We start from the raw sequence: 20,912 nt of genomic DNA on the forward strand, positions 1-20,912 counted from the left end.
CACCTCCTTCCTTGTCACGGAGACCTGCGACTACTTGCGTTTCGTCCCCGGTGGGTCGCTCTTCGCAGAATCTCCACAACCCTTTAAGCAAGATTCAGGCCCAACGTGCGGCGATGTGAAAGAAATCTCAATCTTCTTTGGGTTTCTTAACACCGGCGCACAAGAAAGACCGGGGCGCCGTGCTCCGGTCCGGTCTTCTCGCGTCGATTCTTGCAGCGTATTAACCTGCGCGAAGTGTTCCCCTACGGCAGATCGGATGGAAGCGCGATGTGCCCCGCCACCGCCGTTGCAGCGGCCACAGCGGGTGATGCGAGATAGACCTCGCTCGTGGGATCGCCCATGCGGCCGACGAAGTTGCGATTGGTCGTAGCGACCGCGCGTTCGCCCGCCGCGAGGATGCCCATGTGCCCGCCGAGGCATGGACCGCAGGTGGGCGTGGAGATCGCCGCGCCCGCGTCAAGGAAGATGTCAAACAGCCCCTCGTGCATCGCCTCGCGATAGATGCTCTGGGTCGCGGGGATCACGATCAGGCGCACGCCCTCGTGGACGCGGCGACCCTTGAGAACCTCCGCAGCCACACGCAGGTCCTCCAACCGGCCGTTCGTGCAAGATCCGATGACGACCTGGTCGACGGTGATGTCGCGGGCGTCTTCGGCAGGTCTGGTGTTCGACGGCAGATGCGGGAAGGCCACGGTGGGCTTGATGCTGGCAGCGTCGATCTCGAAGACCTGCGCATAGACCGCGTCGGGATCGGACTGGTGGACCTCCCACTGGCGCTGCGCTCGCACCCCGACGTAGTCGGCGGTCACGCCATCGAAGGCGATGATGCCGCTCTTGCCGCCGGCCTCTATGGCCATGTTGCAGATGGTCATGCGGCCGTCCATGTCGAGCGCGCGGATCGTGTCGCCCGTGAACTCCATGGCCTGGTACAGCGCTCCGTCCACACCGATCATGCCGATGATGTGCAGGATGATGTCCTTGGCGGAGACCCAGGGCCCGAGCTCGCCGTTGATCTCGAACTTGAGAGACGCGGGCACCTTGAACCAGGCTTCGCCGGTCGCCATGCCGGCGGCGGCATCGGTCGAGCCCACACCCGTACCGAACGCGCCGAGTGCGCCGTAGGTGCACGTGTGCGAGTCCGCGCCGATGATGACGTCACCGGAGACGACGACACCCTGCTCGGGCAGCAGCGCATGCTCCACACCCATGCAGCCGACCTCCCAGTAGTGCGTGATGTCCTGCTCGCGGGCGAAGTCGCGCATCATCTTGGCCTGTTCGGCGCTCTTGATGTCCTTGTTCGGCGTGTAGTGATCTGGCACGAGCGCGACACGCGATGCGTCCCAGACCTTGTCGACGCCGATCTTGCGGAACTCCTTGATGGCGATAGGCGCGGTGACGTCATTTGCGAGCACGATATCGAGCCGGCAGTTGATGAGCTGGCCGGGCTCGACCTCGTCCAGCCCGGCGTGCGCGGCCAGGATCTTCTCGGTGATCGTCATAGGTCGAGGCATCTGCGCGACTCCTTATGTGCTGACCGCCCATGCGTTGTCGCAAGGCCGGGACGCGAACCTGACTTACAGCTCTTCGGCAACGGTCTTCGTCTGGCTGACGAGCAGCCGGTTCAGTGCGTTGGTGTAGGCCTTCGCCGAGGCGACGATGATGTCCGAGTGCGCGCCCCGACCGGTGAACACGCGGTCATCGCCGCTCCGCACCCGAATGGTGACTTCGCCGAGGGCATCGATGCCACGGGTGACGGCCTTGACCGAGAACTCCGTGAGATCGTTGTCCACATCGATCATTCGGTTGATGGCCTTGTAGACCGCGTCGACGGGACCGGTGCCGTGACTCGAGTCGACGAGGTGGTTGCCGTCGCGGTCCACGAGCTCGACGGTCGCGGTCGGAATGCCCGGCTCACCGCACATCACGTGCACCGTCTCGAGGTGATAGATCTCGCGCAACGTGCGCTCCTGCTCGCCCACGAGCGCCTCGAGGTCCTCGTCGTAGACCTCCTTCTTCTTGTCGGCCAGCTCCAGAAATGCCTCGTAGACCGGCTCGAACTCGGCGTCGGCCAGCACGAAACCGAGCTCCTCCAGCCGGTGACGCAGCGCATGGCGACCGCTACGTGCAGAGAGCACGATGCTCGAGCCCCCGACCCCTACGTCGGCCGGGTCGATGATCTCGTAGGTCGAACGCTCCTTGAGCACGCCGTCCTGATGGATTCCCGAGGAGTGAGCGAACGCGTTCGCGCCCACGATCGCCTTGTTCGGCTGGACGTTGATGCCGGTGATGCTGGATACGAGCCGCGAGGTCCGCATGATCTCGCGAGTGTTGACACCTACGTCGACCCCGAAGATGTCGCGGCGCTGGTGCAGCGCCATGACGACTTCTTCCATGGCCGTGTTGCCCGCGCGCTCGCCGAGCCCGTTGACGGTGCACTCGATCTGCCGCGCACCTGCAAGTACACCCGCGAGCGCGTTCGCTGTCGCCATCCCGAGGTCGTTGTGGCAGTGCACCGAGACGGTCACGTTCTCGATTCCGTCCACATGCTCTACGAGTCCGGAGATCAGCGCGCCGAAGCGCTCCGGATACGCGTAGCCGGTCGTGTCCGGAATGTTCACCACCGTCGCACCGGCGGCGATGACCGCCTGGATCATGCGGTGCAGGAACTCCGGCTCTGCGCGCCCAGCGTCCTCGGCATAGAACTCGACGTCCTCGACGAACGTACGCGCGAGGCGAACCGCGGCGACTCCGCGCTCTAGCGCCTCGTCGCCACTGATGCGCAACTTGTCGCGCAGGTGCGACTCGGACACGCCGATGCCCGTGTGGATGCGCGGGCGAGCGGCGGTCTTGAGCGCGCTGGCTGCGCTTTCGATGTCGGCGGGAATCGCTCGCGAGAGAGCGCATACCACGCACGCGTCGCCGACCTCGGTGCCGATGCGAGAAACGCTCTCGAAGTCGCCAGGGCTCGATATCGGGAAGCCCGCTTCGATCACGTCAACGCCCAGGCGCACGAGCTGCCGCGCGATCTCGAGCTTCTCATCGGTGTTCATCGAGGCGCCCGGCGACTGCTCGCCGTCTCGCAACGTCGTATCGAATATGTAGACCCTGTCAGTGCTCACCGTCGTGTCTCCTCACCCGAAGTCGCCTCGTGGCCTCCCGCTAGTGCGGGACCACGCCATCGCGAGAACGAGGGACCTATAGCTCGACACTCCACGCGTCGTTGATGCCCGCTTCGCCTACGATCTGCTCGAGCAACTCCGCAGGGACAGGCGTGTCGATGTTGATGCCCATGAGCGCCTCGCCTCCGACCGTCGTGCGGCCGACCTGCATCGACGCGATGTTGATTTCGTGTGCGCCAAGGAGCGTGCCGACCTTGCCGATCATGCCGGGACGGTCATCGTAGATGAAGAACGCCATGAACTGGCTCGGCGTCATGTCGATGTCGTGTTGGTAGAGCGAGACAAGCCGTGGCTCGTCACGCTTGCCCACGAGCGTGGCCCCGGCGGCTACGGGACCGGTGGGAGTCGCGGACTTCACGGTGATGAGTGAGACGTAGTCGTGCGTCTCCGCCCGCTTGGTCTCGCTGACCTGGATACCGCGCTGCTCGGCGTAGTAGTCGGCGTTGACGAAGTTTATCGACTCGGCGCTGGCGACCGTGAGAAGCCCTTTCAGGACCGCCGTCTTCAGAATCCGCGTGTCCACCTCAGCGAGCCCGCCGATGAAGCTGATGTTGAGCGACTCGATCCCGCCGCGAGCCGTCTGTGCCATCAGTTTGCCCAGGTTCTCGGCGAGCTGGATGTAGGGCCCGACCTTCTCGTACACGTCGGGAGCGACCGGGGCGATGTTGACCGCCGTGGGCACCATCTCGCCTCGCAACCCTGCCGCGACGAAGTCGGCGATCTGCTCACCGGCCCGATCCTGCGCCTCTTCGGTTGACGCTCCGAGGTGCGGTGTCAGCACGACGTTGGGAAACTCGATGAGCGGCGAATCCGTGCATGGCTCGACCTCGAAGACGTCGATGCCCGCCGAGGCGACCTTCCCGCTACGCAACGCGTCGGCGAGTGCTTCCATCTGGTATATGCCGCCACGGGCAGTGTTGATGAGGCGAACGCCGTCCTTCATCTTGGCGAACTGCTCCGCGCCGAACATCCCGATGGTCTCCTTGGTCTTGGGAAGATGCACCGTGATGAAGTCGGCGAGCGGCAGGAGGTCATCAACGCTGCCGTACAGCTCAACGCCCATAGCAGCCGCCCTGTCGGGCGTGATGTAGGGGTCGAAGCCGACGATCTTCATGCCGAGTCCTCGTGCACGCTCCACGACAAGCGACCCGATGCGCCCCAGACCGAACACGGCGAGCGTCTTCTCGTAGACCTCGGTGCCGGTGAACTTGGAACGCTCCCACTTGCCCTCCTTCATGGAGGCATTCGCCTGCGGGATGCTGCGCGCCTGCGCCAGCATGAGAGCGATCGTCTGCTCCGCGGCCGACACGATGTTCGACGTCGGCGCGTTGCAGACGATGATGCCGCGCTCGGTGGCAGCCTGGACGTCGACGTTGTCGACACCAACGCCCGCGCGGCCGATGATCTTGAGGTTCACGCCAGCCTCGATGACCTCGCGAGTGGCCTTGGTGGCCGACCGCACGATCAACGCGTCGTAGACCCCAATCTCCGCGACCAGCTGCTCGGGAGTGAGGTCCGTCTTGACGTCGACCTCGAACTCCCCTTTGAGCATCTCGATACCGGATGCGGCGATCTTCTCTGCAACCAGGACCTTCATGTGCTACCCCCTCGTTCTCATGAAGACGGACTCGGCAGCCTTGATGCCGGCAGCCGGCTCGAAACCATATCCCAGCTCAGCCAGGGTCATCTCGAGCGCCGCGAGCGTTGTGATGATGTCGAACGGGCCGAAGTAGCCCAGGTGACCGATGCGGAAGATGCGTCCGGCGTAATCGTCCTGCCCGCCCGCGATCGTCACCCCATGCTTGTCCTTCATGATCTTCACGATGGCCTTGCCGTCGACACCCTCGGGCACCCACACCGGCGTCACCGCGCTGCCGCGACCCTCCGGCGGGGCGAAGAGCGTCAGCCCGAGCGCTTCGCAGCCCTTGCGAGTCGCCTCGGCCAGCATGCTGTGGCGTGCGATAGTGTTCTCGATGCCTTCCTCGCGGATCATCTTCAGCGACTCGTTCAGGCCGATGATGAGCGAGACTGCGGGCGTGAACGGCGTAGTGTCCTTGGCCAAGGACTTCTTGTAGCGACCCCAATCGAAGTAGAACTTCGGCAGCGTGGAACGGTTGTACGCTTCCCACGCCTTCTGCGAGACAGTGACGGCGGCCAGACCCGGCGGAAGCATGAGCCCCTTCTGGGAACCGGTCATCACCACGTCGAGCCCCCACTCATCGGTCTTGCAGTCAACCGCGCCGATGCCGGTGATCGAGTCGATGATGAGAACGCACTCGGGATAGGCGCGCACGATCTGGCCTATGGCCTTCACGTCGCTCAGGACTCCTGAAGAAGTCTCCGACTGCGTCACGATCACGCCGCGTACGCCGGGGTTCGCTTCGAGCTGAGCCTTCACGTCAGCGGGGTTCACGACCTGGGTCCACTCGTACTGCAGGTCGATGACATTGAGCCCGTAGGCGTCCGAAAGCTGCTTCATGCGGTCGCCGAACTTGCCGTTGCGCGTCACGATGACCGTGTCACCGGCGCAGAAGCAGTTCGCGATCGCTGACTCCATGACACCGGTACCCGAGCATGCCATGACGAGCACGTCGCCGGCTGTTTGGAACACGTACTGCAGACCCGCGACCGCTTCCATGAGCGTGGCGGAGAAGTCCGGTGTCCTGTGGTGGATCATTGGCCGTGCCTGCGCAAGCAGGACCTCGGCGGGGACCGGCGTCGGCCCCGGTGTCATAAGGTACTTCTTCTGCATCGTGCTCTCTCCCTGTTCACGATTCCTGCGCCGCCGTCCGGCTCCGGCGGCTCATGTCCTCACTCGCCGGGTCGCTAGTCCTTCTTGAGCCAGGCGAACATGTTGCGCAGCTCGCCACCGACGTCCTCGATGAGGTGCTCGGCACCGATGCGACGCGTCGCCTTGAAATGCGGCGATCCGGCCTTGTTCTCGAGGATGAAGTCGCGTGCGAACGAGCCGTTCTGGATCTCCCAGAGGGCCTGCGCCATCGCCTCGCGGGTATCGTCGGTCACGATCTTCGGACCTGTGACATACGCCCCGTACTCGGCCGTGTTGCTGATCGAGTCGAACATCTTGGCCATGCCGCCCTCGTACATGAGGTCGACGATGAGCTTGACCTCGTGCATACACTCGAAGTACGCGATCTCAGGCTGGTAGCCAGCCTCGACGAGCGTCTCAAAGCCGGCCTTCACGAGCTCGGTGAGCCCACCGCACAGCACGACCTGCTCGCCAAAGAGGTCGGTCTCGGTCTCCTCGGCGAAGGTGGTCTCGATGACGCCTGCACGCGCGCCACCGATGCCAAGCGCCCAGGCGAGAGCGATCTCGCGCGCGGAGCCGGAGGCGTCACGGTAGACGGCGATGAGGCACGGGACGCCGGAGCCCTCGGTGTAGACGCGGCGGACCATGTGGCCGGGGCCCTTCGGCGCGATCATGATCACGTCGACGCCTTCCGGCGGGTCGATCTGGTCGAAGTGGATGTTGAAGCCGTGGGCGAAGGCGAGGACCTTGCCCGCGCTCATCGACTCGTGGATCTCGCTGTAGTAGATGTGGGCCTGCAGCTCATCGGGAGCAAGGATCATAACGATGTCGGCCTCGGCAGCGGCCTCCCGGACCGTCATCACCTTGAGGCCGTCTTCCTTGACCTTGTCCCAGCTCTTCGAGTCAGCTCGCAGACCGACACGCACGTCGCAACCGGAGTCGTGCAGGTTGAGCGAGTGAGCGTGACCCTGCGAACCGTAGCCGATGACTGCGATCTTGCGGTCCTTGATGAGCGACAGGTCGCAGTCGCTCTCGTAGTACATGGTGGCCATGTCTCCTCCTAGCTTTCCTTCGAGCCCCTCGCGAGGGCGATCTTGCCGGTCCTGGCCAGTTCCTTGATGCCGTACGCGCGCAGCAGGTCTTCCATCGCTGTGAGCTTGTCTCCGGAGCCGGTAGCTTCGATCGTGAGGCAGTTCTTGCCGACGTCGACGATCTTGGCCCGGAACAGGTTCGCGATCTCGATGACCTCATGGCGGCGATCGGGCGGTGCGTTGACCTTGTAGAGCACGAGCTCGCGGTCGATCATCTCGCCCGGGTCGAGGTCCTGGATCTTGATCACGTTGATGAGCTTGTGCAGCTGCTTCGTGATCTGTTCGATCGGCGTGTCCTCGGCGCTGACCACGACCGTTATGCGCGACAGCGTCGGGTCCTCGGTGATACCGACCGCCAAGGAGTCGATGTTGAAGCCGCGGCGGGCGAACAGCGACGTGACGCGCGTGAGCACGCCGGGCTTGTTCTCAACGAGCACTGAGAGTGTGTGCTTCATTTACTCCCACACCTCCTCAAGCAGCTCGTCGTCGAGCATCTCGGATACCGATCCGCCTGGGATGCCGCCCAGCATCTCGTCGATCGAGCCACCGGGAGCGACCATCGGGTAGACGCACTCCTCCTCGGCCACGCGGCAGTCCACGATGGCCGGGCCATCGAACTCGAAGGCGGCTTTGAGCACGTCGTCGAGCTCGGCGGGATCCTTCACCCGCGCGCCGAAGCACCCGTAGGCCTCGGCGAGCTTCACGAAGTCCGGCACGTCCCGGTCGAGCACGGAGCTCGCGTACCGGCGCTCGTAGAACAGCTCCTGCCACTGGCGGACCATGCCGAGGTAGCCGTTGTTCAGGATGACGTTCTTGACGTGAAGTCCATTCAGTTTGGCCGTGGCCAGCTCCTGGATGTTCATCTGGATCGAACCGTCGCCGGCCACGTTGACCACGAGCGCGTCGGGGCGGCCGAGCTGGGCGCCGAGGGCTGCGGGGAAGCCGAAGCCCATCGTGCCGAGACCTCCCGAGGAGACCCATGTGCGCGGCTTGCGCAGCGTGTAGAACTGGCACGCCCACATCTGGTTCTGGCCGACCTCGGTGGTGAGCACGGTGTCGCGGTCCTTCGTGAGCTCGCTGATCCGCTGCACGACGTATTGCGGCATCAGATCGCCGCTCTCCGTCGAATAGTGCAGCGGGAAGCGTTTGCGCCAGTCGTCGATCGCCCGCATCCACGCATCGGTGCGCGGCTCCGAGCCCATCTTGCGCAGCTCGGCGACAATCGCCGCAACGATGTGCTTCGCATCGCCCACGATCGGCACGTCCGCGAGCTTGTTCTTGCCGATCTCGGCCGGGTCGATATCGACGTGGAAGACCTTGGCCTTGCTCGCGAATGTCGAGAGCTTGCCGGTCACACGGTCGTCGAAGCGCACGCCAACGGCGATGAGCAGGTCGGTCTCGGTGATCGAGTATTTCGTGTACTTGGCGCCGTGCATGCCGGGCATGCCGATCCAGAGGTGATGGTCCTCGGGGAAGCAGCCCTTGCCCATCATCGTCGTGGTGACGGGGAGCTGCATGAGCTCGGCGAGCTCCTTGATGTCGGCCGAGGCGCCCGCCGCGATCACGCCGCCACCGACGTAGAGCAGCGGCTTGCGGGCCTTGGCGATCATGTTCGCGGCCTGCTTGATCTGCTTGGCATGGCCCTTGAAGGTCGGCTTGTAGCCAGGCAGGTTCACGGAATCCGGGTAAACGAAGTCGAGCTCGCCCTTCGTGATATCGACGGGCAAGTCGATGAGCACCGGGCCGGGCCGGCCCGTGCCTGCGATGTGGAACGCTTCCTTGATGACCTCGGGGATGTCCGCCGGGTCCTTCACAAGGTAGTTGTGCTTCGTGATGGGCAGTGTGATCCCGGTGATGTCGGACTCCTGGAACGCATCCGTGCCAATGACGTGGGTCGCGACCTGGGCGGTCATCACGACGAGCGGGATCGAGTCCATGTAGGCGTTCGCGATGCCCGTGACGGTGTTGGTGGCACCCGGGCCGCTCGTGGTGAGCGCGACGCCCACCTTGCCGGTGACGCGAGCGTAGCCGTCCGCGGCGTGCACGGCGGCTTGCTCATGTCGGGGAAGCACCGTGTGGATCTGCTTGGAGTCGTACAGTGCGTCGAAGATCGGCAGCGCGACTCCGCCGGGATAGCCCATGACGACTTCGACGCCCTCTGCCTCCAACGAGCGCACAAGCGCTTCGGCTCCGGTCATTCTCTCACTCATGAAACCACCGCCCCTTTGTCCGCGCTCGAGACGAACCGTGCGTAGCGCGCCATGTAGCCGGTTGTGATGCGCGGTTCGTGAGCCGTCCACGCCTCACGGCGTGCGGCGAGTTCCGCGTCCGAGACTTCAAGCTGGATAGTCCCGGCGTCGATGTCGATCGATACACGGTCGCCTTCGTGCACGAGCGCGATCGGCCCGCCGCTCGCGGCCTCCGGGCTGATGTGTCCGATCGAGGCGCCGCTCGTGGCGCCGCTGAAGCGCCCGTCGGTGATGAGCGCGACCGCATTGCCAAGGCCGATGCCCTTGATGGCGCTCGTCGGCGTGAGCATCTCCGGCATACCGGGGCCGCCCTTCGGGCCTTCGTAGCGGATCACGACGACGTCGCCCGCTTCGATCTTCCCGCCAAGGATTGCCGTCACCGCATCGTCCTCGCAGTCGAACACCCGCGCTGGTCCGCCGTGCTGGCGCATCTCTGCCGACACCGCGGAGCGCTTCACGACCGCGCCATCGGGCGCCAGGTTGCCGCGCAGCACGGCGAGACCGCCGATGGCCGCATAGGCATCGGCCACAGGACGCACCATTGCAGTGTCGGTGTTTCGCGCACCGTCAGCGATCTCGCCCATGGTGCGGCCATCGACGGTCAGCGCTTCGCGCTTGACCAGCCCGGCCGCGTCGAGCTCGTGCATGATCGCGGGGATACCGCCCGCGGCGTAGAGGTCCTGCATGTGGTAGTCGGATGACGGCGAGACACGCACCAGATTGGGTGTAACATCGCTTATCGCGGCCCAATCATCGAGGGTGATGTCCGCGCCAGCCTCGTGGGCGATGGCGATCAGGTGCAGCACCGTGTTTGTGGAGCCGCCGAAGGCCATGTCGAGCGTCATCGCGTTGCGGATGGCGTCGGGCGTCATGATCTGCCGCGCGGTCACCCCGGCCTCCAGCAACTCCATGATGGCAGCGCCCGCGCGCTTCGCAAGCCGAATGCGCTCCGAGTAGACCGCGGGGATCGTCCCGTTGCCGGGAAGTCCCAGGCCGATCGCCTCGGTCAAACAGTTCATCGAGTTGGCTGTGAAGAGTCCCGCGCAGCTGCCGCAGGTCGGGCAGGCGGCGTCCTCCAGCTCGCGGAGATCGGCCTCGTCCATCTTCCCGGCGCTGACCTCGCCGACCGCTTTGAACACGGTGTCGAGGTCGACGTCCTTGCCGTGGAAGCGGCCGGCGAGCATCGGGCCGCCGGACACGACGACGGTCGGGATGTCGAGCCGGGCGGCTGCCATGAGCATGCCGGGGATGATCTTGTCGCAGTTGGGGATCATGACCATCGCGTCGAAGGCGTGCGCCTGGATGGCGAGTTCGACGCTATCTGCGATGACCTCGCGCGACGCGAGCGAGTAGCGCATGCCCGCGTGGTTCATGGCGATGCCGTCGCAGATGCCGATGGTCGCGAATTCGAGGGGGGTCCCGCCAGCCATGTAGATGCCGGCTTTGACCGCGTCGGCGATCTTGTCGAGCATCAGGTGGCCGGGAATGATGTCGTTGACCGAGTTGACGACGGCGACTATGGGCCGCGAGATCTCCTCGTCGGTGAGCCCGTTGGCCTTGAGCAGGCTGCGGTGGGGCGCCTTGGACACCCCTGCCTTCATGTGCTCGCTTCTCAGCATCATCCACCTTCCCTCATAGGTGGCCCCCGATGGTGCCGCACGAGCCGCGCTTCCCGACCGGTCAACCGGCCGAGGGTGGTGCGAGGTTGGACGAAAAAGAACCGCGGACACGTGCGTCGTCCCTCGCCGGGACGAGAGCACTGCTCCCGCGGTACCACCCCGCTTGACCTGCGTTTCCTTGGAATCCATCTGCCCCAAGAACCGCAGATCCACTCGTACGGCAGGTAACGGATGCCACCGACCCGGCCTACTTGCCGTGACTCCCTGCGAAGGTCATCCGCGTGAGTGAAGTCGTCACTGCGTTCTTCCGGGTGGCTCGGGGGACAGTTTCGAGACGTCCTGCGTCGGGTTTCCACCTTCTCCCGACTCTCTGAAGCGAGGATTGGCCTCTACTTCTCCCCTTCAACGCCATTCGCGTTCTCAGTTGTAGGACGGGAGTATACGCCACCCGACCTCGGGCAACAACAGCAGAAACTGAACGGAGCGCGTCGGGCCACGGCAACTGTCGGCCGCCGACCGCCACTCTGCTACGACAGGATCTCCAAACCAGCGACCACACCTGTGCGCCGCTCAATCATCATCCCGAGTCAGCCGCTTCGGCTCGCTACCGCCGCAGGTCAAGGTGAACATGGACGGGCTGTCGTTCTCGTCGGGCGCGACATACGACAGTGACGGTCGCGCGACTCATCCGACCATCGTGTCACCACAGAACCAATTGGTTGGGAAGGACGATCTCATGCAGTCCCCTGGCCGTGGGATCCATCACGGTCAGTCCAATGTTTGCGTCGGTGGCTGTGTACTCGGCGATCCCATGCGCGCAGTGTTCGAGCTGCACGCCTCATCACCAGGGGTGACCAAGAGCAACCCTCGGATTCGAATACTGACTTGAGCACAGTCTCACAATCTCGGTAGCTCGAGGCACGCTTCGCCGAGACGGCTTTGATTGCCTGTCGGGCGATTCGCGGATAGAGGACAGCGGCCCGCCGCTCGTCGAGCAGACACGGATTGAGGCGCATCAAATCGGCCTCAAGACTGACTCCGAGTTCAGGTTCACCGCTTCTCAGCGACCAAGGCGCCGACAGATAGTCGACAACGACATATCGCAGTATCCCGGCGGCGCACATGACCACAAGTCCGAGCAGGCACCAGATGGCGTCGAGAAGACGGGTCATCGGCAGGTCCGTACATACGTGTAGGTCTTCACGGCACTGACGACTTGCTTGTCTGTCGCAATGCGCCGGGTGAACTGAAAGGTGCAGCGGTATCCAGAGTTGGTGAACAGCTTGCGCGTCTCCCAACCCGAAACCTTAAGATACGTTGCCTTCATCGTCGTCTCACGGTAGAGCATCAGCCCAACGTGAGCCTTTCGTGCCTTCCATCCGGTTAGGTGCTTGCAGTACGCGTCCGAGACTCTGGCGAATGTACGGTCGACAACGCCAACCCACGACAGGGCCGTGCCCACCTTGTTGATGAGTCCTCTCGCCGCCCTTGTCACGGCAGTCGCTTGAACACGAGTGGCGCAGTATCCCCAGAGACGGCTACTTGCCGCCGAAGCCGCGTACTGAGTGGCCATTGCATATAGCACCTGCCTCAGCACCCAGGAATGGATCTTGTAGGAAGGAATCCACCTCGCCCACAATGCCTGGGTGTACTCCCCGCTCGGATCCACCTTCCCCACCGGCTCGCCCGCGCAGTACTGGTACGCGCTCTCCTCGCGATCGGCCCGTGCCGGGTCCTTGGAGATGAACTGCATGGTAGCAGGGTCGTAGTAGCGCTGCGAGAGGTAGTAGAGCCCCGAGTGCTCGTCGAAGGCGTAGCTCGCGTAGCGCAGCGGCTGGCGCGAGATCGCGGTCGCCTCCGGACCGTTGGAACCCCTCTCCCCTTGCCGGGCACGCGTGCCCGGCACTTCGCACGAAGCTCCGATGGCCCCCGGCCCCCAGGACGGGAACGCCGCCGGAACGGTCTCCGAGGTCGAGTCTCGCAGCGGACCCCCCGGAGGCAAGCGCAGGTTTCTTGATCCTTGGTGGTCTGACCTGCATGAGGGCGCGAAATGGGCGTGCGCACCATGCGTCCGAGTGAGCAAGCTAGCGATCGTAGCCCCCGGCCCGCCACTCCTCGAGTCGTCGCCGCGCGTTGAGGTCCGCCCGCCCAAGGTCGAACGCCGTCGGGTCGAACGGCCCGCCGTACCAGTGCCGGAACCCCTCCGGGTCCTTGGCGCGTGGATTCTTCATCGCGGCGAGAAACCCCGCATACCCCGACGTGCCCCCCACGTCTTCCGGCGGGCAGGCGTTGGCGCCTGCAATGCAGCGGGGATAGTCGGTCTCGTCGGCAGGTTCGCCGATGTTCTCGACTATCACGTCGTGCCGCCAGCCATCCCCGAAGTCGTATTCGTACTTGAACCGCTTCACACCTTGATCGAGGATCTCGTAGAGCATGACGGACTCCTCGTCCTCGTCCTCCTCACCGGGGAATCCGAAGTCGTCGGGATACCCGATCGATCTCTCGCCGACGGTGAATCGATGCAGGTGGCACTCCTCCCACCCCATGACCGCATTGATGACGGAATGTAGCTCGCCCATAGTCACGTCATCCCAGACTTCGACTCGACGCCAGACTGCAGGTCGCACGTCTCGCAACGTGATCTTGAGCCGGACGATCATCTCGTCGCCGATGTACCCAACGTTGGCCTTCAGTTCCGGCGCGAGTTCGGTGACGAGCGCGTCGGTGCGCTGCAGGCACTCGACAACGTCGACGTGTGACACCAACCCTGTCGCGCCGCACCAAAGCGCGAATTCCGAGATAAGTGACGCCGCGAGCACGACTACCACCTCTTCACCGGGGCGTGCACCAGATCGCACGGCCTCGATGAAGGGATCCGCCGCCCGCATTGCCCCGTCAGGACCGAAGTACTGGGAGAACGACAACCCATCATCGCGGGTCGCCTTGTCGAACACGGCGCCGTCCCACTCATCCAATGTCTCCGGACCACTCCGGTCGAGGAACGCGATCCAGCCGTCCACGAGCATGCGCTCGATGTCGGCAGCCTCGGCATCAGGAGCGGGGCGGTGTTCCCAGAAGCGCTCGATCGCGTCTCGAGCGCTAACGCTCTCAGATGGGACGAAGCCCGGACCGTCAGTGTCACTGTCCGGCTCTTCCGGACCCAGATCGAACCCGATGAGCTCATCAAACAGAGGCGTTACCGACCACGGCACCGAGATCAAAGCAGCTACCGAGAGCGGCGCTAGATCCTCGGCCGGGGCAATAAGGCCGAAATCCCGCAGCGGTGCCATGACGTAGGCATAGAGCGCCCACGCGCGCATGAGTTCGTATGGGAAGAAGTCGTCGCGATCGCCGACCCACACATCGTCGTCGGTAGGCACTCGCTCGGCGAGCTCAGTGGCGGTGAACGGCCCTTCCCACTGGCGCATCGCCCACAACGTGGTCGCGATGCCTTGCTGCATGACCGCATCCTCCGGGAGCAAGGCAGACAAGTATCCGAGGTTCAGTTTACCGAAGAATGCTCGAAACACGACGCCGAACAGATCGCCGATGCGCTCGGGGATTGCAAGTGCCGCCCCGGCCTTCGTCAGATGGAACCGGCCCTTGCGCTTCCGCACCAGTCCAGCGAGTTCAAGGGTCACGCGCAGGTGGTGCAAACGCGGGACGTCCTGCTCGTCGAGAACCTTGCGGCCTGCGACTATCTGGGCTCTCTCCGAGGAACGCACATCCATGGCCTCGAATACCCGGCCCACGAACGCCCGCTCGAGATTGCCGAGTGTCGCGGTCGCTCGCGGCGGGGCATCCGCGATGGCGGAAAGAAAGGTCTGCGCGTTGACGACCATCATGCAGGGCGAATACGCGTCTTGACCCAGGTCCGTACGAAGTCGCAGAACGCCGTTCTCGTTCGTGATCTCGGACTCGACGAGTCGCACGAACTGGGCGGGTGAGATGTGGCTGGCCAAGCTGCTTCTCCTACTCTGGGCGATCGACACCGAACCACGCAAGCGTAGCATGTGCAAGGACGGTCCGGCGCTAGTCGGCTTTCGAAAGACCGCTCGACTGTGTCGGACCCCCGATGTACACTCAGAGTGTGTATCTGCCGTGTGTATTGGAGCGTGCATCATGGCCCGAGTCAACATCACCATCCCGGACGGCCTGCTCGACGACATCGACCGGACGGCGAGAGCCATCGGCCAGACGCGCAGTGGCTTCTTGCAGGAGGCTGGCGCACGCTACATCACCGCCACCGCCGAGGAGCACGAGCGTGTCGAGCGCGCACAGCGCGTCGAGCGCGCCCGGCAACGTGCGCGCAAGATCGGTGATCGCCTGGCCCCCGGACCCGACGGAGCGACCCTGATACGAGAGCTTCGAGACGCTCCCCCACGGTTGACGCGCGAGGAGAACGCCGGCGATGTCTGACGACCTCCTAACCTGGACCCCAACCCCGCTGGTCGTCGATGCGTCTGTGGGCTTCAAGTGGTTCGCCACCCACGAGCCGGGTGCCGATGCCGCCGCTCGTGTTCTGGCCGAACATGGCGATGGACACGTTGCGCTCATGGTGCCGGAACACATGCTGATCGAGATCACCCACGCGCTCGGCCGGCGGCAGGCAGGCGATGAGCTTGCGACCGCCATCGACGCGCTCTTTGACTTCGAATTGTTTGTGATTCCCCTTGACCGCGACCTCCTCCGGGAAGCCGCCCGCATATCGACCGAAGAGCGCATCGCACTCTACGACGCCGTGTACGTGGCGCTCGCTGCGCGGTTCGACGCCGAGCTGGTCACCGCCGACGCCCGCCAAGCCGCCACCCGGTCCTGTCGCGTGAAGCTGATCACGTAGAGGCGGAGTGCCTCAGGTCGGCCGACTATCGCCGACCGAGCGCGGCCGCTCTTCGCCGCCCTACAGCCCGCCGCCCGGCACGATCTCAGCGCGGCCAAGCCCATCGGGAGTGGCCCGGAGCACGGCGACCGGTTCTCCTTGGAAGGCGTTGCCCTCGACAAAGAGGATGTAGCGGCCGTCGGCGCTCCAACCGAGCGGGTACGTGTCGCGACGAACGGTGAGTGCGATCGGCGAGTTCGAACCGAGCTGGAGCGTGTAGGTGCGCGAGAATCCGTCGTCGCCCGAGGCCGAGTACGCGAGCAACCGCCCGTCGCCGGACACGTGAAGTGAGCCGTACATCACCGGCCTGGGCTGCTTCGACGCTCCCACCAGCAGGCGCATTCCGCTGCCATCGCGCGCAGACGTTCGCAGTTCACATGCGGTGCCGCTTCCGGGAACCGCGTAGATGAGCCCGTCCGCGCCCCATGCCACCTCGGTCGCGCCGACCCCCTTCACGGTCACGGTGGGGCCGCCGAGTTCGGCAATCGCAACGTCGCCGGCCTGCAGCAGTCCCGCGTTCGTCACGTAGGCGACCGACTTGCCATCGGGGGAATGCATCGGGGAATGACCAACACCGAGAGTCGCCGGACCGGTCCCATCGCGAGCGACGCGACGTACCTCCGCGCGCTCCGGGGTCTCCACGGTGAACGCGAGCCACGACGAGTCCGGCGCCCAGGAGATCCGGGCGCTGTCGGCCGGGCCGGCGGTCCTGTCTTTGGCAGAGGCGACGTCCGTCAGATGCAGCTGGTGCTTGGATTCATTCACCCAGGCCAGCGTCTTGCCGTCCGGCGACAGCGAGAAGGTGCCGTCGGCAGCCTTCTCCACGACGCGGACCGGCTTGGTGCCGTCCTCCTTGGCCACCCACAGACCGCCCTCGAAGCGGTACGCGAGGAGTGCGGCTCGCTTCACGGGCTTCGCGGGCCAGTCGACCGACCCCGCGGGACCATCGTTGGCCGTGTCGGGCGTGGACGGCTCGCTGCCGGGATCGGCCGTGGTGGTGGTCGAGCTGGCCTCGGCAGAGGCGCTCGATGTCCCCTCGGCAGTCACCGGATCCTCGATCTTGTTGCCGGTCGGCCCGTCGGCCTCGCTCCCCATGCGCGGGACGTAGTAGTTGAGTAGCAGCGAGATCGCAAGGACGGCCACGGCGATGCCGATGCCGATCGCAGGGTGCTTCCGGATGCGCTCGAGAAACGACTCGGGCACGTCCCGGACCTCCGGCTGTTCCATGTCGCCTCCTCCCGCAGATCGCGTCGCGCGTCGCGGCGCTACAGCCGGTCGATGAGCGCGTCGGCATAGGCCTGCGTGCCGACACAGCCATCGGTGCTGCCGGTGTTCGTGCGCTTGATGTCGTAGGTGACGTGCGTGCCCTCGGCAAGCACGGTCTTGACCGCGTGCAGGATCCGATCGGCCGCATCGCGCTCGCCGAGGTGATTGAGCATGAGCACCGAGGAAAGGATGAGTGCGGTCGGGTTCGCCATGTCCTTGCCGGTGTACTTGGGCGCCGAGCCGTGGACCGGCTCGAATACCGCGCACTCGGCACCGATGTTGGCGCCCGGCGCCATGCCGAGACCGCCGATGAGACCAGCCGCCAGGTCGGAGAGGATGTCGCCGTAGAGGTTCGGGAGCACGAGCACGTCCCACCACTCGGGGTGCAGAACGAGCTGCATGCATGTGGCGTCCACGATGTAGTCCTCGAACTCGATGCCGGAGTCCTTGTACTCCTCGGCCACCTCGCGGGCGACCTTCAGGAACAGCCCGTCGGAGTGCTTGAGGATGTTGGCCTTGTGCACGGCCGTGACCTTCTTGCGGCCGTTGGCGATGGCGTAGTCGAACGCGAACTTGACGATGCGGCGCGTGCACGTGATAGAGATCGGCTTGAGCGAGATCCCGGAGTCGGGACGGATCGTGCCCGCGCCCTCGGCGGCCGCGAACTCAATGAGCCGCTTGGCGCTCTCGGAGCCTTCCTCGAACTCGATGCCGGCGTAGAGGTCCTCGGTGTTCTCGCGCACGATGACGAGATCGACGTTGTCGTAGCGCGCACCCGTGCCTTCGATCGAGAACGACGGCCGAAGACATGCGTAGAGGTCGAGCTCCCTGCGCAACGCGACGTTCACGCTGCGGAACCCGGTGCCGACCGGCGTGGTTATCGGGCCCTTGATGGCGACCTTGTTCTTCCGGATGGAGTCGAGCACGTGCCCCGGCAGCGGCGTTCCGTACTTCTCCAAGACGTCAGCGCCAGCTTCGACGGACTCCCACTCGATGTCTACACCGGTCGCCTCGACGACGCGCGTCATCGCGCGCGTGATCTCGGGACCAATGCCGTCGCCAGGGATGAGTGTCACGGTGTGCTTTGCCAAGGTTGGCTCCTCTAGATTGAACGGGGACGGCTCACAGCGGCTCGCCCTCGGATGTATGACGCGCCCCGCGCTTCCGCGGTTTGCGCGAATGCGATTGTACGCGAGAAGGGTCCGGTCGCACTACGTCGTCTTGCGCCGCCTTCTCGGTGCGCAACCGACGATGCGCTTCGCGCGCCGGCCAAGGAGTCCCTTCGCGTTCTCGGCGTCGAAGTCCATCCGCTCCGCGGCGGCGATCTTGACCTTGTCAGACGCGGCGCCCATCACGAGCCGGTAGACGCCGGTAAGCATCGCCGGGAACTCGGGATCGCCGTGGTAGACGCGAATCGCCTCGTCGATGAGCGGCCAGACCTTCTCTGAGCGCTTCGCGGTCGTGGCGCCGTAGGCCGAAAGCAGCCGGAAAGCCGCCAGCCGCACGACGCCGGACTCCTCGTCGTGCAGAGCCGTCGTCGCCGGTCCGATCGCCTTGTCCACCACGCGCGCGTCACAGGCGACCATCTTCTCGAGCGCACCGAGCGTCTCCCACCTGGTCTGCGCTTCGGGCTTCTCGAGCGCGTCGGCCAGCGCCTGGCCGTGCGAACGCAGAGTGTCCGGCGAATGCACCGCGAGCTCGTGAACGGCACGCGCCGCCTGCACCCTCTGCGTACGGTTCTCGCCGTTGAGCACCTCGAGCACCTTGCCAAGGAACTTCTCGTTCCCGGCCGCCCGCGTCGCTATCTGGCTCTTGTCGTCGCCGAGTTCGAGTGTCTTCTGTGTCGCCATACCGACTCGCTCCTAGCCTGTGTTGACCCGGTCTCGAGGCGCTCCGCCCCGTATGTGTCCCAAGACATATTACCCGCACGGGCGACAACTCCTGGCCGAAACCGGATATTCACCCCAACTTCTTCACATCGAGGGGACGGTTTGCGCGGGCATGCGGCGGCAGGCAGGCGTCCTTCGCGCACGTCGACCGCGTTTCGCGAGCCGTTGACTCGGCAACATACGGGACAGATGGGCCACGATGGGACGGCCAAGGCCGGGAGAAAGGGGACGAACCGTGAATCTCCTCGTCAAGACCTGCAACTACGAGCGCATGAACGTACAGCGAATAGTCGCTCGAGGCGTGGTGCTGCTCGGGGTACTCGTATGCGGAGTCGCCGTGCTCGGAGCGTTTGCGGAGATGGGCTACACCGCCCGGACACCGATAGCGTACGCGAGAACCGCAGCGGTTCCGCTCGTTATCGCAGTGGTCATCTTCCGTGTAGGCCTGTACTTCGAGGTGCTTGCGGCGGCGCTCCTGGTAGTCGGGGCGGTTGGCGTCGCCATCTGGGGCGTCGTCGCAGGATGGGAGTCCGGTTCGTGGGTGGCCATGGCGATTCTGGTCATGGGCCCGATGCTTCTGTCCGGCGTGCTCTACTGGCTGGCGGCGCAGACTCAGATGGTCTGCTCGCTCGACGAAGCCAAGTAGTAGGCGCCCCTCGCTACAGCGCGAATCCGCCGTGCTTCTTGAAGTGCTCGACCAGTCCACCGTCGGCAAGCAACTGCGCCATGACCGGCGGCAGCGGCGCGAAGGGAATCTCTATGCCCTTTGTCACGTTGCGCACGACGCCCGCTTCTAGATCGACGGTCAGCTCGTCGCCGTCGTCGATCAAATCGGTGTCGCACTCAACGACCGGCAGCCCGGTGTTGATCGCGTTGCGGTAGAAGATGCGCGCGAACCCCTTCGCGAGCACCGCTTTCGTGTTGCTGTGGATGAGCACGAGCGGTGCCTGCTCCCGGCTTGAACCCATTCCGAAGTTCTTGCCCGCGACCAGGAATCCGCCGTTCGGCTTCACCTTTGCGTGGTAGTCCGGATCCAGTTCCTCCATGGCGTGCACCGCCATGGCTTCCATGTCGGCGGACTTGAACTTGTACTTGCCGGCGATGATGTAGTCGGTGTTGATGTCGTCACCGTACTTGAAGGCCTTGGCCGTAAGCTCCATCGCGTCACATCTCCCATCGGTCTGGATTCTATTCCTTGACAGGCGTTGGCAGATGAGCCTCACCGCTCAGCTGCACGGCACGTGCTACCTCGACAAGCTCCTCGACGTCGCGCTCCGTGCTGGAGACAGTGATGGTACATTGCCCGACGGCCCAGCTGATCACGGCAGAACTCCAGCCGGCCGCCGAGTAGGACGGGGTGCCCGGATACCGAATCCGTTGCGCCGGCATCCAGACCCGAGGCGTTGCCATGGCCTTGTGCCCGTCCACCTTGATCTCGAAGCTCTCTGCCTCGTCTCCGTACGGCCCTCCGCCCGACCGTGCCCCTCTCTCCGCCTCGCCTTCGCTTGGCGCAATCCACACTTGGATCTCAACGAGGCTGGTGTCGTAGAGCGCCCATGCGAAACCGCCGTCAACATCCGGTACCTGCATCCACAGCCCGGCGAGCTTCCCGCCTGCGGCTTCCTCCGGAAGCATTACGTCTATCCCGTACGTCTTGCGCACCGGCACGGTGTCTTCCACGCGAACGTACATCTCATCGTACTGCGCCATGCGCTCCGCAAGGCGCCGGTTCACGGACATTTGCCTCGGTAGCGCGTCTTCACGTGGCGCAACACCTCGGGGCATTCCCTGCGGCAACAGAACGACGGTCGCTTCCTGAGACTCGCGAGACGAGTCCACTCTTTCGGGACCGGGGGTCGTCTTGCCGCACCCACAGAGAGCGAGGGCGGCAATCACGAGCATGCCCGTGGATACGGCGAGAGCAGCGCGACTGAAACCCAGCCGTATGTCCACGCGGTAGCCCTCCTCTC

18 protein-coding genes and 1 other annotated feature are annotated in these 20,912 nt (G+C 64.7%); of the genes, 3 read left to right on the forward strand and 15 right to left on the reverse strand.

The features are described 5' to 3' along the window. Positions 1-242 precede the first annotated feature (242 nt). The 10 genes from leuC to Q8K99_01840 form a co-directional block, all read right to left on the reverse strand. Positions 243-1,511, reverse strand: a complete 1,269-nt coding sequence (leuC, locus tag Q8K99_01795) for a 3-isopropylmalate dehydratase large subunit (protein MDP2181288.1) — start codon at positions 1,509-1,511, stop codon at positions 243-245. Positions 1,512-1,574: 63 nt separating this feature from the next. Beyond that, positions 1,575-3,119: a 2-isopropylmalate synthase gene (locus Q8K99_01800; GenBank protein MDP2181289.1), complete on the reverse strand. Its 1,545-nt coding sequence runs from the start codon at positions 3,117-3,119 to the stop codon at positions 1,575-1,577. A gap of 76 nt (positions 3,120-3,195) precedes the next feature. Continuing rightward, complete coding sequence (gene serA / locus Q8K99_01805; GenBank protein MDP2181290.1) at positions 3,196-4,776, reverse strand: phosphoglycerate dehydrogenase; 1,581 nt, start codon at positions 4,774-4,776, stop codon at positions 3,196-3,198. A gap of 3 nt (positions 4,777-4,779) precedes the next feature. Beyond that, positions 4,780-5,931, reverse strand: a complete 1,152-nt coding sequence (locus tag Q8K99_01810; protein ID MDP2181291.1) for an alanine--glyoxylate aminotransferase family protein — start codon at positions 5,929-5,931, stop codon at positions 4,780-4,782. 74 nt (positions 5,932-6,005) lie between these two features. Further along, the gene (gene ilvC, locus Q8K99_01815; protein ID MDP2181292.1) at positions 6,006-7,001 is read right to left on the reverse strand and encodes a ketol-acid reductoisomerase; all 996 of its coding nucleotides are present in this window, start codon (positions 6,999-7,001) and stop codon (positions 6,006-6,008) included. Positions 7,002-7,009: 8 nt separating this feature from the next. Continuing rightward, positions 7,010-7,495, reverse strand: coding sequence for an acetolactate synthase small subunit (gene ilvN / locus Q8K99_01820; protein MDP2181293.1), 486 nt, complete (start codon positions 7,493-7,495; stop codon positions 7,010-7,012). Beyond that, positions 7,496-9,250 (reverse strand): biosynthetic-type acetolactate synthase large subunit, encoded by a 1,755-nt coding sequence (ilvB, locus tag Q8K99_01825; GenBank protein ID MDP2181294.1) that lies wholly within the window; start codon positions 9,248-9,250, stop codon positions 7,496-7,498. Continuing rightward, positions 9,247-10,905 carry a dihydroxy-acid dehydratase gene (gene ilvD, locus Q8K99_01830; GenBank protein MDP2181295.1) on the reverse strand — a complete coding sequence of 553 codons (1,659 nt, stop codon included), beginning with the start codon at positions 10,903-10,905 and terminating at the stop codon, positions 9,247-9,249. The genes ilvB and ilvD overlap by 4 nt, the downstream gene beginning before the upstream one ends. 127 nt (positions 10,906-11,032) lie before the next feature. Further along, positions 11,033-11,323 (reverse strand) — a binding site (T-box leader). 753 nt (positions 11,324-12,076) lie between these two features. Continuing rightward, complete coding sequence (locus Q8K99_01835) at positions 12,077-12,814, reverse strand: RHS repeat-associated core domain-containing protein (protein ID MDP2181296.1); 738 nt, start codon at positions 12,812-12,814, stop codon at positions 12,077-12,079. Positions 12,815-12,992: 178 nt separating this feature from the next. Beyond that, on the reverse strand, positions 12,993-14,870 hold the full coding sequence (locus tag Q8K99_01840; GenBank protein MDP2181297.1) for a plasmid pRiA4b ORF-3 family protein: 1,878 nt from the start codon (positions 14,868-14,870) through the stop codon (positions 12,993-12,995). A gap of 160 nt (positions 14,871-15,030) precedes the next feature. Here Q8K99_01840 and Q8K99_01845 point away from each other — a divergent pair, with 160 nt between their 5' ends. Both Q8K99_01845 and Q8K99_01850 read left to right on the forward strand, forming a co-directional pair. Next, on the forward strand, positions 15,031-15,327 hold the full coding sequence (locus tag Q8K99_01845; protein ID MDP2181298.1) for a type II toxin-antitoxin system HicB family antitoxin: 297 nt from the start codon (positions 15,031-15,033) through the stop codon (positions 15,325-15,327). Next, the gene (locus tag Q8K99_01850) at positions 15,320-15,748 is read left to right on the forward strand and encodes a type II toxin-antitoxin system VapC family toxin (GenBank protein ID MDP2181299.1); all 429 of its coding nucleotides are present in this window, start codon (positions 15,320-15,322) and stop codon (positions 15,746-15,748) included. Before Q8K99_01845 ends, Q8K99_01850 begins: the two co-directional genes overlap by 8 nt. A gap of 60 nt (positions 15,749-15,808) precedes the next feature. On the opposite strand, the gene Q8K99_01855 is transcribed toward Q8K99_01850, so the two are convergent. From Q8K99_01855 to Q8K99_01865, 3 genes are all read right to left on the reverse strand, one after another. After that, entirely contained in the window at positions 15,809-17,014 is a 1,206-nt protein-coding gene (locus tag Q8K99_01855) for a hypothetical protein (protein ID MDP2181300.1), read from the reverse strand. A gap of 38 nt (positions 17,015-17,052) precedes the next feature. Then, on the reverse strand, positions 17,053-18,144 hold the full coding sequence (locus tag Q8K99_01860) for an isocitrate/isopropylmalate dehydrogenase family protein (protein ID MDP2181301.1): 1,092 nt from the start codon (positions 18,142-18,144) through the stop codon (positions 17,053-17,055). Positions 18,145-18,264: 120 nt separating this feature from the next. Then, complete coding sequence (locus tag Q8K99_01865; GenBank protein MDP2181302.1) at positions 18,265-18,903, reverse strand: hypothetical protein; 639 nt, start codon at positions 18,901-18,903, stop codon at positions 18,265-18,267. Between the two features lie 274 nt (positions 18,904-19,177). Here Q8K99_01865 and Q8K99_01870 point away from each other — a divergent pair, with 274 nt between their 5' ends. Then, positions 19,178-19,588: a hypothetical protein gene (locus Q8K99_01870; protein MDP2181303.1), complete on the forward strand. Its 411-nt coding sequence runs from the start codon at positions 19,178-19,180 to the stop codon at positions 19,586-19,588. Positions 19,589-19,601: 13 nt separating this feature from the next. Here Q8K99_01870 and Q8K99_01875 read toward each other — a convergent pair whose 3' ends face one another. After that, on the reverse strand, positions 19,602-20,102 hold the full coding sequence (locus Q8K99_01875; protein MDP2181304.1) for a 3-isopropylmalate dehydratase small subunit: 501 nt from the start codon (positions 20,100-20,102) through the stop codon (positions 19,602-19,604). 28 nt (positions 20,103-20,130) lie between these two features. Next, positions 20,131-20,895 carry a hypothetical protein gene (locus tag Q8K99_01880; protein ID MDP2181305.1) on the reverse strand — a complete coding sequence of 255 codons (765 nt, stop codon included), beginning with the start codon at positions 20,893-20,895 and terminating at the stop codon, positions 20,131-20,133. Positions 20,896-20,912 lie beyond the last annotated feature (17 nt).

The organism is Actinomycetota bacterium, assembly GCA_030682655.1.
Taxonomy (GTDB): Bacteria; Actinomycetota; Coriobacteriia; order Anaerosomatales; family JAUXNU01; genus JAUXNU01.